The organism is Vibrio sp. AIC-3 (genome assembly GCF_013114515.1).
Classification (GTDB): domain Bacteria; phylum Pseudomonadota; class Gammaproteobacteria; order Enterobacterales; family Vibrionaceae; genus Vibrio; species Vibrio crassostreae_C.
Genome location: NZ_VTXG01000021.1, coordinates 64,897 through 77,340, shown reverse-complemented (window position 1 = coordinate 77,340; position 12,444 = coordinate 64,897). Strand labels below are relative to the sequence as shown.

Sequence of the window (12,444 nt, the reverse complement as noted above, 5' to 3'; positions counted from 1 at the left end):
GAAAGGAATTATGCCAGCATGTTATCGCTGGCATTCATGTTAATGTGGCTACCGATGTATTGTTGAACACGAAATGTACAGCAAAGATCAACACGCCCTAGTTACTTATTCTTATCGTTTACTGCTATATCGTCCACACCACGCGAACAGCAAGCAGGATCAGCACCACGCCAGATAGTCGATCAATCAACTGAGCTTTCGAGCGAATACGTTCAACAATCAACGGGCTAGACAGTACCAAGGTGATAAAGGTGTACCAAAGGCCGTCGACAATCAGCGGCGTTGAGACAATAATCACTTGATTGGTCAGTTCATTACCTAGCGCTACAAATTGGCTAAACAGAGCGATGAAGAACAATGCGATCTTTGGGCTCAAGATAGAGATCAAGAAAGCCTCACGAGCAGACTGCATGTAACTCATCTTTTCACCCGCTTCTAATTTCGCGGCAACACCACCTTTCGAACGTAACGCATTAACGCCAAGATAAAGCAGATAAGCAGCCCCCGCTAAGCTAATACCTTTAAATAACATTGGGGATTGCTCAAGCACAACGGCTAAACCAACAATGGTTGCGAACGCATAAATACCGATACCAGCAGCGTGTGACCAAGCTGCGATAAGCCCGTTCATACGGCCACCAGCCAAACTGTGTTTAGCGATCATCGCCAAGCTTGGGCCCGGAGACATTGCACCCAACAAGCAAATCGCTAATAAAGAAAACCAAATTGTTACTGTCATCATTCCATTCCTAATAAAATAAAGCGTTCCAGCTGAACGCTCTACGCTTAATACTCAATACTTGGCACTTACCATAATTCGCAGGAGGTATTATTTGAAATCAAAGATTATCATCACACCTATGATTTCAAGTCATACTGATATTGTAACTCGACTTTTGCATGGCTTGGAATGCTTTTTCTCGCGCCCATTTGTGGGCAGAGTCGTTGTCATATTTAGGATGCCACATTAACCAATAGGTATGCATTTCCGTATCAAATGGCAACGAAAAGTAGGTAGTATCGAGGTGTCGACCTAGGTTATAGGCGATATGTTCTGGCACGATCATCAGATAGTCGTCTTGCAATAACACAGTACCAGCAGATGAAAAGAACGGAACCTGTAAAGCCACTCTTCGCTTCAGCCCTTGCTTCTTCAATGCTATGTCCGCGTAACTGTCTTTATCTCCACCACCCGTCACTTTGATGTGAGAGTAGTGAACAATATCTTCTGCACTCAAAACCGCTTGTTGAGCCAGCGGGTGCGACTTTCGCATCAAACACACCGACTTATCTTCACCAAGTTTGATACTTGAGACATGTTCTGGCTTTGTGGGAAACATACTGGAAGCCAAATGAATCCCAGACTCGTTCAGTGCTTCAAGGTAGTTTGGCTGCCACAATCGATAAGCCAAATTAATGTTCGGCGCTTCAGCAGACACCTCTGCCACAATCACAGGAAGAATATACTGAGCGACATAATCACTCGAAGACAACACCAATTCACCCTGCCAGTCTTGCGGCTCGAAGGGTCTATCATCTAACAGGTGGTCAAACTCGCCAAGCAGGTCGTCGAGTTTACCTTTGAGTAGCAATGCACGGTTGGTCGGCACCAGTTTGTTGCCGTCACGGACCAGCAAAGGGTCGCCACACAAATCACGTAACTGGCTGAGCTGACGGCTCACCGCGGATTGTGTGATATGCAAACGTTGGGCGGCACGGCTCACATGACACTCTTCAAGAAGTACATGCAGTGAACGCAGTAGGTTTAAGTTGATATTTCCTAACATGAATGCACCGTCGCATTCTGTTTGTTGAAAAACTCGGTCAAAACCGTATGAGTCATTAAGTGGCGAAGATCCGGGTAACTTTGCAGCTGATCGCGAACTCGGTTCAAGCTCTCCATGCTTTCCACTTCCACGTACAACATCATATCTGTCTCACCGCTAATAGAGTGGCACCATTGCACCTCATCAATACTCTGGATTTGTTTCGCGTAAGACTCACAACTATGGTCACTACTCGACATGTCGAACTTCAACAAGATATAAGCGCACACATTCTTCGTTTGGTTGGGTTCTGCCACTTGAGCGCAGTAGCCCGTAATCACTTTGTCGCTTTCCAGTTTCTTAATTCTGGCGTTCACCGCTGAGCGCGAGAGGCTGACATCTCGGGCGATATCGCTCACTGAGCATCGTGCATTGGTTTTGAGAATATCCAAAATCTGGCGATCAAATTTATCCATGCTTCTGATTCTTTTCATTTATTGTTCTATTTATAACGCCTAATTTGACACAACTTTCCTACTTATAACAGCCATTCTGACAGCCGACACTTTCACACTGAATCGGATTAATACCGTTAAAATGACGGTGTCTTACGACGTTTCGCTAGCTGTATTATTGATGTCAACAATGTATGCTCTCAATCATAACTTCCCACACACCAGAAGAAAGTTACTGGAAGACCGTGACCAGAATCAAATAGCTAGGAGAGCGAATGACACAACTCAAACAAGAAATCACGCTTATTTCAGGAATCGGACAACTCTCGACGACCTTGCTAGGCACTGGATTATTTATGATCCCTGCGATCGCAGCAGGCATTGCAGGACAGTTGTCTCTTCTGGCTTGGTTAATCCTGTTTATCGCTATTTGCCCGATTGCACTGACCTTCGCATCATTAGGAAAACGCTACCCGAATGCAGGTGGTACTGCCTATTTTGTGCGCCAGGCGTTTAGCGAGCGATTAGAAACAAGCGTGGCGTGGTTGTTTGTGAGTGTTATTCCTGTCGGTATTCCAGCGGCCATTGCACTGGCTGGTGGTTTTGCTCAACAATTGTTACCCGCACCTCTCGATACACCACTTGGTGCTCAATCCTTTACCGTCGCCCTGCTTATTGCCGTCAATTTGATGGGCAGTAAATCTTCTGGCCGACTGCAAACCGTGATCGCATTGTCGATTTTTGCCTTAGTCAGCGCTTTTGTTTGGAAAGCCGACATCACGGCAACCGATGTTGCTCTTCCTGCCATCTCATCCAATTCAATGTGGTCTATCGGCGCTGCTTTAGCTGTCATGTTTTGGTGCTTTGTCGGAATAGAAGCTTTTGCTCACATGGGAGAGGAATTCAAAAATCCACAACGTGACTTCCCAATCGCCATCATTGCAGGCTGTTTTGTTGCGGGGCTAGTGTACTGGGCTTGTTCAGTAGTGATTCTTAAGCTGGGTGCTTTCGGTTCATCTGAATTCGATGCCGCATCCATCCCTTGGGTAACAGAACAACTGTTTGGTAATGGCTTCAAAACCGTCATCAGCGTGCTGGGGTTCTTTGCTTGCTTTGCCAGCCTAAACCTTTACACACAAAGCCTGTCTCGGATGATCTGGGCTCAGGCCCGCCAACACAGCCCTGCAAGTCGAATGGCTCAACTGAACAGCCGCGGCGTACCGCTCTACCCAACGTTAGCAATTGGCTTTGTCGTGCTTATTTCGTGTGTGATTGGTGAGCTGTCTAATTTAGACCTTGAGTTCTTTCTCAAGCTCGCCAACGGTATTTTTGTTCTGGTTTATCTGCTCGCAATGTTAGCCGCTTGCCGATTACTAACAGGCGCATCTAGATACACTGCCATGCTTTCATTGGTCATCTGTACCTTGGTGTTTATCTGTTTAAGTTGGTCGATGCTCTATGCTGTGACTGTTTTTGTGACATTGTCACTCCCTTGGCGGAAGTGGCTAGGTAAAGGTAAACCCACCGTCTCTATCGACAAGTTGTAACTCGATTCGTGACGAATCAGAAAATGGTAAACAAGCCCTACCAATATTACTGATAAAAAAGCCGAGCGATCTGTTTGATCTTCGGCTTTATGTCAGCCAATCGGATATTTCCAAACCCCAACACCACCCCACTCCAATCACGAGCATCACTTGATCCATATTCATAAAAATCAAACGGACGAATGATGATATTTTCAAGCTCAGCTCTATGACTCCATTCAGTCTCAGATATACCTTGATACCACTTCACGGTCACATGTAGCCCTGCTGCCTGACTGATCACTTCAAGATCACCGTTAAACTCGCTTTCAATCGCTTCTATCATGGCTTCATACTTGAGTTTGTATGACCGACGCATCTTTCTAATATGACGCAGCAAGTCGCCTTCTCGAACAAAATCCGCCAAAGCTTCCTGTGTGTGGGACGCCGTGTCTCCAGTGAGCGCGTCTTTGATCTCAAGACACTTCGCCACCAGACTTTCTGGCACCACTAAGTAACCTAAGCGGAGTCCGTTGAACATGACTTTACTCAGAGAGCCGACATAAATGATTCGTTCATCAAACCCGAGTTTACCCGCTAAGCCTTGCATACTGGTGTAAGGGCGATGAGCAAACTGGAACTCACTGTCATAGTCATCTTCAATGATCCATGACTGATGTTGATTGGCCCAGTCGATCAGTTTAAGGCGTTGCTCAGTATTTAAAGTCGTGCCCATTGGGTATTGGTTACTCGGTGTGACATACAGAGCCTTAGCATTACTGGCCAACACTTTCTCAATATCCAACCCCACCTTTTCACGCACACTTACACCTTCTAACTCTAGTCTCAACAGATCGATAATTTTATGTACTTGTCGATAACCGGGTTCCTCCACGAGGATTTTGTCGCCCATCGCTAACGTTGCCATTAATCCGATTGAGATGGCTTGCTGCGCACCTGCGGTGATGATGATTCTGTCGGCATTACAATGAACGGAACGACTGCTTGCAAGATACCCACTCAACGCTTCCCTCAAGGCTGAGCTTCCCTGAACCTCTTGATTGCCCGCAATGTTCTGACGTGTAGAGTGACGTTGCAGCAACCTCTGCCATTTCGCAAAAGGGAACGCATCTAAGTCAGGAACTCCTGGGGCAAAGCTGCGGTTAATGTCGTTAGGTGTCGCTATGTTTGTACTCGGTTTACTGACTGTTTGTTTGACCTTCGGATCCTGAACACTGTTTGGCTTAGACAAACTTAGAAAGTGTTCTGGTTGTTCAACCGAGACATAAAACCCTGAGCCTTGCTTACTCTCGATATAGCCTTCAGTAACCAGTTGTTCGTACGCATAAATCACCGTATTTCGACTCACCGATAACTCGACAGCCAACTTACGTGTTGAAGGTAACTTACTGCCCTTGCTCCATAAATCTTGAACGATCTTCTCTCTTATCGCGTGGAACAAGGCGGTTTGACGCGTGCCGTGTTGTTCGTCTAACTGTAGATCACCGACATCGATAGGCTGCATAACTGGATCCAAATAGTGTTTAAAAGTGGCTCTATTTAATAGACCAGTTAATCGCTACATTAATCAAAAGGCAATGATTAAGGAGCGATTATGTTATCTAACACGAAAAGAACCACGATTAAAAAAGGGGCTCACAAAGCCGTATTTGAACAAGAGAAACTGCACCAAATTATTGATGAGAGCTTAATCGCACACATTGCATTGCAGGGCGAACAAGGACCAATGGTCATCCCGATGCTCGCGTGGCGAGTGGGTGATATAGTCTACATTCATGGAGCTAAAAACAGTCGCCTACTAAAAGGACTAAAAAAGGGAGAACCAACCTGTTTAACGTTCACCTTGTTCGATGGTTGGGTGCTGGCTCGTTCGGCATTTCATCATAGTGCGCATTATCGTTCTGCTGTGGTATTGGGGTCATTTTCAGTCATCGATGACAATCAAGAAAAGGATCGCTTGTTGAATATCTTTATTGAGCAAATCGCACCGGGCAGAACCGATGAAGTGAGGCTCAGTAATGAAAAAGAACTCACTGCGACCGAGTTGTTGGCGATACCTTTAACAGAAGCTTCCGTGAAGATTGGTAAACATGGAGTGAATGATGATAAAGCCGATATGGACATTCCAGTTTGGGCTGGCGTATTACCCTATAGAACTGTTGTTGGGCCGTTAGAAACCGTTCCAGAACAAGAAGGCATCATTGAAACACCAGATTACCAACAAGCTTATGGTGAACGCTGGTATCAGAATTAACACTCGAAGATGGTGAACTTGATAAAATTGTATACAATCTGAATTACAAAAATTTAACATGACTCAATAATGTAATCAGACGATGAAAACGAACAAGGATATTCTGCCGTTTCAAGGCTTGCTCAATGGCATTGGGCAAGTCTATTTCACACCGTCTATCATGACGTCGACTTTGCTGTTGCTTGCCATTTCTATTGAGTCACTGGCGCTGGCTTTTCTTACCTTACTTGGCGCCAGTTGCAGCTATGCATTAGCTTTCTATGGCTATATGTACACCAACACCAACACCAACACCAACAAGTCAGTTGACGACATTGATAGTGGAATGTACGCGCTAAATGGCGCTTTGATTGGTTTATTTATCGGTAACTTTTTTGGTGTGACACCATTATTGGCTTTAGTGACTGCGTTAGGTGCATTACTCACGGTGCCGATTGCCCACATCGTATTCAGTTTTGAGAAATATCGCGGTTACACTAGCGCCTTTATCCTCACCACTTGGCTGATTTATATTATCCAATCAACCTTTGAGCTGTCAGCGTTTTCTGCACCTGATTCCGCACTGATGCCACTCATCAGTATTGAGGCTAACTCGTGGTTCAACCTGCCGACAGTGGTGATCCCGTTGTTAAAAGGGATAAGCCAAGTCAGCTTCATCGAAAATGCGTTGTCGGGGCTCGTTATCTTAGTCGCCATCGCACTCAACAATATCAAGCATGCCATTTGGGTTATGCTCGCAGTAATAATTAGCACCGTATTTAGCGGGTTGATTGGCGCTTCTAACGAACTGGTAGCCCAAGGTCTTTACGGGTACAACGCCATTCTTGCCACTTTAGCACTTGTGCCCTATCCGCGAATCCGTTGGCCGTTAATCCTATTAGGCATGCTGTTAAGCTGTCTCATCACACTTGGTTTTCATGAACTGTCACTGTTACCACTCACCGCCCCTTTCATTTTGAGTACTTGGGGGATGGTTTACTTGTCCAGCCTGATCCATAAACGAACCATAAGTTAGCTCTGAATAGTTACAGGCCAGTTTTTAGGCGCTCAACATATTGCTTGGGTGTCAAACCTCGATGTTTCTTAAACATCCGATTAAAGCTCGCGACATTGGTATAGCCGAGCCTCGTCGCGACTTTATCTATTGGCACTGAATACATCAACAACTCCACCGCCACATTACTTAACGCATAGCCCATAATGGTAGAAAAGTTGATGCCTAAGTTATGCAATCGACGTTGAAATTGCTGTTCAGATAACCCAAGCAAACTCGACACTTTATGCAGTGTTGGCAGGCCGAAATGGCGACTGTAATTGATCATCTCATAGGTCACCTTATGCTCATCCGCGGCATCAGGCATGTTGAGGTAATTATCTAAGTCATGAAAGTTCATTGCCAAGCTCATCTTGCCGCTAGAAGGGGCTTGATTGCTCGATAACCTCGACTGGCTTGGTATCCAGATTTCAGTTCGTGGCTGCCCCCACTGAATATTGCACCCAAAATACTCTTGATAGAGTTGAGTGTTCTCGCGATAACCTGCGATAGAGACGGCTGCGGGAGTAAAGTCGTCTCCCAAGTAACGCCTTAATATCTTCATCATAAAGATGGCAACTCGAATTGAGTCATGAACTTTACCCACCTCAGTATAAGCAGGATTGTCGTAGCACCATTTGATGAAATTACCGACTTGAGCGCCATATAGAAAAGCCCCGGACTGCAAACAGTGCAACCCGATGTTAACTCGGCGTATAGACGACGCCAGATCGTGCCCCGAGAAAAACCAGTTAGAGAGAGGACCTAGCCTTTCAATATCCACTCTATCAGCCAGCTTCAAGATAATATCGGGAGGCTCAGTGGTTCAGTCTCCACATATTCAGCTGCGTCCCGATTCAACTAATGTGTCGGGAAAAACTTCTAAAGTCTACATCCACCCGAACCAGGATGTGACTGAAGGACAACTAATTTACGAAATTGATGACACCAAATATGTCATCGCAAGAGACAAAGCCAGCGTTCAACTTGAGTCTGCAGAGGTCGCTTTAGACACAGCTCGTCAAGAAGTGAGCATTGCAAAAGTCAGCTATCAATCGGCGCTTGAAGACATCAAAGCTTCAGTCGCACAAATAGATTCGGCTAAAACAGACTTAGTACTGCAGTCAAAGACGCTTGATCGTTACCAGAAGCAAAACAAAGTGGTAGAACATACGATCACTGAAACTGACATCGACCAACAAACAGCAAAGGTAGACTTAGCGACGTATAACGTTACAACATTGGAATCTCAGCTTAGCAAGAAAGAAGTCGATGCCGAGAATGCGAAGTTGAACATCCACAAAGCTGAAACCAATGTGAGCAAGAAGCAAACTGAGGTCGATTCAGCAAAGGCAACACTGGCACAAGCACAATGGGACTTGAACAGCACCAAAGTCACGGCACCGACTGACGGCTTTGTAACGAACTTTATTCTTCGTGAAGGTCAGCGTGTTTCAATGATGCCTCGTATCCAGATGTATACCGAAGAGAAGTACGTGCTGATGCGAGTTAACCACCAAGCGATTCGTAATATTAAGGTCGGTCAACCTGCGGAATTTGCGACAGCGGTATACCCAGGAAAAGTGTTCTCTGCAACCGTAGAAGGCATTGTAGAGGCCACTGGTGAAGCGCAAGCAAGTTTGCTGGGTATCGATGAGCAGGTTCGTGTTACCACAGGCAAAAACCTTCAGAACAAGCACCACTTTGTTCGTTTAAAAATTGATGAGGCAGAGGGTTACGATATTCCTGTTGGCTCTGTCGGATTAGCGTGGGTAAGCGGTGAGAAGCCTATCAGCTTTATGGCGTTCCTAGACGTAATACGCGGGTTCATCATTAGAATGAAGTCTCAACTGTACTTCTTCTACTCCATCTAATACTTCCTATTGGTGAAACAATACCCAAGCCCGTGCGCTCTTAGATCGCACGGGCTTTTTGTTTATTTCACCATTCGTCGCCAGAAAGAACACAAACCCGAAAAACGAATAAACACTCTAAAGTTGCAAATCGCAATTGTATTTTGCAATCGGCATTTCAAAAACGCAAATTAAACGCTCAAATACGCACCAGATTGCTATAAAACTGCCGTTTTACGTGGTTTTAAAAGTTGGCACACTAACTGCAATGTATATATTGACCCTTCTTAAGCCGAGGGTCACCTAGCCAACTGACGTTGTTAGTGAACCTATTCTTGTTCACAAAATATATAGGCCAATTGCGATTATTGCGATTGGCTATTTTTTTGCCTGCAGTTTGGCCAACCGCCCTCTTTTTCGATACAGACACCCATTCAGACGTATAATAATAAGCATTCATAGCCAACCAAGAACAGCAGATAACCAACGCATTATAGAAAACGTTTTCTATTTGTTTTTTTTAAATAAAGACAGAAAATAACCCTATGTTTAACAAGATAATTACTGCAACAACTGGTTTTTATGGGCAATCATTGACAAAATTAGCATTGACTATGTGATTTATATCACCATAATGCGCAAGTTTGCCTGCAATACGGCGACCGTTAATTTTAATTTTGATCATTTGCGGAGGTAAAAAATGGCTGCTGATAATAACTACAGTCTAGGGCCGGTTCCTACATCGGCTAGGAAAGGAGTCGCTTCACTCACCATGGTAATGCTTGGACTCACTTTCTTCTCTGCAAGTATGTGGACAGGTGGTTCACTCGGGACAGGTCTTTCATTCAACGATTTCTTCCTCGCCGTTCTCATCGGTAACCTAATCCTCGGTATTTACACTTCTTTTCTTGGCTACATCGGCTCATCTACTGGCCTCTCTACCCACCTCCTTGCTCGTTTCTCTTTCGGTACTAAAGGCTCATGGCTTCCTTCTGCTTTACTTGGTGGTACACAAGTCGGTTGGTTTGGTGTGGGTGTTGCGATGTTTGCTATTCCAGTACAAAAAGCAACGGGCATTGATACCAACACCTTGATTATCGTATCTGGCTTGTTGATGACGGGGACAGTGTACTTCGGCATTAAAGCACTAATGGTACTTTCAGCGATTGCAGTACCTGCGATTGCGATTTTGGGTGGTTACTCAGTACTGACTGCGGTAGACAGTGTTGGTGGACTAGAGCAACTGCAACTAATTAAACCGGAGACGCCAATGGACTTCTCAATGGCGCTAGCAATGGTTGTAGGTTCGTTTGTAAGTGCGGGGACGTTAACTGCCGATTTCGTTCGCTTTGGTAAAAAGCCAGCAAGCGCAGTATTGATTACTATGGTTGCATTCTTCATCGGTAACTCGCTGATGTTTATCTTCGGCGCAGCAGGCGCAGCAGCAACAGGTCAGGCTGATATTTCAGATGTGATGATCGCGCAAGGCCTACTGCTTCCAGCCATCATCGTGCTTGGATTGAATATCTGGACAACCAATGAAAATGCACTTTATGCATCTGGTCTGGGTTTATCTAACATCACTGGTCGCTCAAGTACTACAATGTCTATCATTAACGGCATTATCGGTACGATTTTCGCGCTTTGGTTATACAACAACTTCGTTGGTTGGTTAACCTTCCTTTCGCTGGCGATTCCACCAATTGGTGGTGTAATCATCGCCGACTTCTTCGCGAACCGTAAACGTTACAAAGATTTTGCAAATGCAGAGTTCCAAACCGTTAACTGGGCTGGCATTATCGCGGTAGCAACAGGCGTAGCCGCTGGTCACTTCCTACCTGGCGTTGTTCCTTTGAACGCAGTGTTAGGTGGTGCAATCAGTTACCTCGTGCTTAATCCTCTATTGAACAAAAAAGCTCTGAAATCTCAGGCCGCTTAAGGACACACTATGACAACCTTATTAATCAAGAACGCGAAACTTCAAGACCAAGAGGGCTTGAAACAGATTCTGATTGAAAATGGTCAATTTTCTCGCATTCTCGATAATGACGCGCAAATCAATCATCAAGGCGACATCCTTGATGCTGATGGTGGCATTGCAGTTACTCCTTTCTGTGAACCGCACATCCACCTAGATACTACTCAAACTGCTGGTGAGCCTAACTGGAACATCTCTGGCACTTTGTTTGAAGGTATTGAGCGTTGGGCTGAGCGTAAAGAACTGCTATCAATCGAAGACGTAAAGTCTCGTGCTAAGCAAACACTGAAATGGCAGATAGCTAACGGTGTTCAACACGTTCGTACGCACGTTGATGTGTCAGACCCAACACTCGTTGCGTTAAGAGCGATGGTTGAAGTTCGTGAAGAGATGAAAGAGTGGGTCGACATCCAGATCGTTGCATTCCCTCAAGAAGGCATCCTTTCATACCCTAACGGCAAAGAGTTGCTTGAAGAAGCAGTGAAGATCGGCGCTGACGTTATCGGTGCTATCCCTCACTTCGAATTCACTCGTGAATACGGTGTTGAATCTCTGCATTACGTGTTCGAGCTTGCACGTAAGTACGACTGTCTGATCGACGTTCACTGTGATGAAATCGACGACGAACAGTCTCGCTTTGTGGAAACATTAGCAGCTCTTGCTCATAAGTTTGAAATGGGCGAGAAAGTAACCGCTAGCCACACGACTGCAATGGGCTCTTACAACGGTGCTTACGCATCTCGCCTATTCCGTCTATTGAAGATGTCTGGTATCAACTTCGTGGCAAACCCGTTAGTGAACATTCACTTACAGGGCCGTTTCGACGATTACCCGAAACGCCGCGGTGTAACGCGCGTTAAAGAGATGCTAGCAGCAGACATCAACGTTTGTTTTGGCCACGATGATGTGTTTGACCCATGGTACCCACTGGGCACAGCGAACATGCTTCAAGTTCTGCACATGGGACTGCATGTAACACAGGTTATGGGCTACGACCAAATCAACAACTCACTTGATTTGATCAGCAAGAACTCTGCTCGCACATTGAACATTCAAGACAACTTCGGTATCGAAGAAGGTAAGCCAGGTAGCTTGCTGATTCTTCCTGCTGACAATGGCTTTGATGCAGTACGCCGCCAAGTACCAGTGCAGTACTCAATACGCCACGGTAAGGTGATTGCAGAGACTCAACCAGCGAAAACAAAAATAAATTTAGATCAAACTGAAGATATCAACTTTAAGCGTTAATATCGTCTATACTAATGATCAAAAGGAAGCTGAGATGCTTCCTTTTGTTGTGTTGGACGAAGCGACAAAACTATCACTAAATCAGTGTAAATCTTGTACATTCGCACGGTATGACAAAAAAAGCACAAATTTCTTAAGCAATGCGTGTACATCTCAAAAGACTGTGTTAACATGCTCTCGCTCTGTTAGCCGGAGTTATTTAAGTTAGATGAATAGTAAAAAATTGACATGTAAAATCGTTACCCGTTTTTGTAAGTAGTTTTTCCTTATTTCTTAGCAATATTAAATAATTCAATTATCAGCGCATTGC

At 45.0% G+C, this 12,444-nt stretch carries 9 protein-coding genes and 2 pseudogenes; 6 read left to right on the top strand and 5 right to left on the bottom strand.

Annotated features, from left to right (window positions below):
- Positions 1-124: 124 nt before the first annotated feature.
- The 3 genes from F0229_RS14970 to F0229_RS14960 form a co-directional block, all read right to left on the bottom strand.
- Entirely contained in the window at positions 125-739 is a 615-nt protein-coding gene (locus tag F0229_RS14970) for a LysE family translocator (protein ID WP_017061779.1), read from the bottom strand.
- Positions 740-866: 127 nt separating this feature from the next.
- Positions 867-1,787 carry a LysR family transcriptional regulator gene (locus F0229_RS14965; protein ID WP_171733150.1) on the bottom strand — a complete coding sequence of 307 codons (921 nt, stop codon included), beginning with the start codon at positions 1,785-1,787 and terminating at the stop codon, positions 867-869.
- Positions 1,781-2,242, bottom strand: a complete 462-nt coding sequence (locus tag F0229_RS14960; RefSeq protein WP_017061781.1) for an Lrp/AsnC family transcriptional regulator — start codon at positions 2,240-2,242, stop codon at positions 1,781-1,783. Before F0229_RS14960 ends, F0229_RS14965 begins: the two co-directional genes overlap by 7 nt.
- Before the next feature lie 254 nt (positions 2,243-2,496).
- On the opposite strand from F0229_RS14960, the gene yjeH reads away from it, so the two are divergent.
- Positions 2,497-3,768: an L-methionine/branched-chain amino acid transporter gene (gene yjeH / locus F0229_RS14955; protein WP_017066490.1), complete on the top strand. Its 1,272-nt coding sequence runs from the start codon at positions 2,497-2,499 to the stop codon at positions 3,766-3,768.
- A 46-nt stretch (positions 3,769-3,814) separates the two neighbouring features.
- Here the strand turns inward: yjeH and F0229_RS14950 are convergent, their stop codons facing one another.
- A complete protein-coding gene (locus tag F0229_RS14950) occupies positions 3,815-5,272 on the bottom strand; it encodes a PLP-dependent aminotransferase family protein (protein ID WP_017066491.1) in 1,458 nt (485 codons plus the stop codon).
- Between the two features lie 90 nt (positions 5,273-5,362).
- On the opposite strand from F0229_RS14950, the gene F0229_RS14945 reads away from it, so the two are divergent.
- A complete protein-coding gene (locus tag F0229_RS14945) occupies positions 5,363-6,022 on the top strand; it encodes a pyridoxamine 5'-phosphate oxidase family protein (protein WP_017061784.1) in 660 nt (219 codons plus the stop codon).
- Positions 6,023-6,104: 82 nt separating this feature from the next.
- On the top strand, positions 6,105-7,037 hold the full coding sequence (locus F0229_RS14940) for an urea transporter (RefSeq protein ID WP_017064860.1): 933 nt from the start codon (positions 6,105-6,107) through the stop codon (positions 7,035-7,037).
- A 10-nt stretch (positions 7,038-7,047) separates the two neighbouring features.
- Here F0229_RS14940 and F0229_RS14935 read toward each other — a convergent pair.
- Positions 7,048-7,869 (bottom strand): annotated as a pseudogene (locus tag F0229_RS14935) (helix-turn-helix domain-containing protein); the annotation flags it as partial.
- On the opposite strand from F0229_RS14935, the pseudogene F0229_RS14930 reads away from it, so the two are divergent.
- From F0229_RS14930 to F0229_RS14920, 3 genes and pseudogenes are all read left to right on the top strand, one after another.
- A pseudogene (locus tag F0229_RS14930) lies at positions 7,862-8,929 on the top strand (HlyD family secretion protein); the annotation flags it as partial. The pseudogenes F0229_RS14935 and F0229_RS14930 overlap by 8 nt on opposite strands.
- Positions 8,930-9,608: 679 nt before the next feature.
- Positions 9,609-10,847 carry a cytosine permease gene (gene codB / locus F0229_RS14925; RefSeq protein WP_032546874.1) on the top strand — a complete coding sequence of 413 codons (1,239 nt, stop codon included), beginning with the start codon at positions 9,609-9,611 and terminating at the stop codon, positions 10,845-10,847.
- Between the two features lie 9 nt (positions 10,848-10,856).
- On the top strand, positions 10,857-12,134 hold the full coding sequence (locus tag F0229_RS14920) for a cytosine deaminase (protein WP_171733148.1): 1,278 nt from the start codon (positions 10,857-10,859) through the stop codon (positions 12,132-12,134).
- Positions 12,135-12,444: the final 310 nt, after the last annotated feature.

Excerpts from the sequence above, each read along its gene's own strand:
- F0229_RS14970 (WP_017061779.1), bottom strand. The coding sequence starts at position 739 with ATGACAGTAACAATTTGGTTTTCTTTATTAGCGATTTGCTTGTTGGGT.
- F0229_RS14965 (WP_171733150.1), bottom strand. The coding sequence starts at position 1,787 with ATGTTAGGAAATATCAACTTAAACCTACTGCGTTCACTGCATGTACTT.
- F0229_RS14960 (WP_017061781.1), bottom strand. The coding sequence starts at position 2,242 with ATGGATAAATTTGATCGCCAGATTTTGGATATTCTCAAAACCAATGCA.
- yjeH (WP_017066490.1), top strand. The coding sequence starts at position 2,497 with ATGACACAACTCAAACAAGAAATCACGCTTATTTCAGGAATCGGACAA.
- F0229_RS14950 (WP_017066491.1), bottom strand. The coding sequence starts at position 5,272 with ATGCAGCCTATCGATGTCGGTGATCTACAGTTAGACGAACAACACGGC.
- F0229_RS14945 (WP_017061784.1), top strand. The coding sequence starts at position 5,363 with ATGTTATCTAACACGAAAAGAACCACGATTAAAAAAGGGGCTCACAAA.
- F0229_RS14940 (WP_017064860.1), top strand. The coding sequence starts at position 6,105 with ATGAAAACGAACAAGGATATTCTGCCGTTTCAAGGCTTGCTCAATGGC.
- codB (WP_032546874.1), top strand. The coding sequence starts at position 9,609 with ATGGCTGCTGATAATAACTACAGTCTAGGGCCGGTTCCTACATCGGCT.
- F0229_RS14920 (WP_171733148.1), top strand. The coding sequence starts at position 10,857 with ATGACAACCTTATTAATCAAGAACGCGAAACTTCAAGACCAAGAGGGC.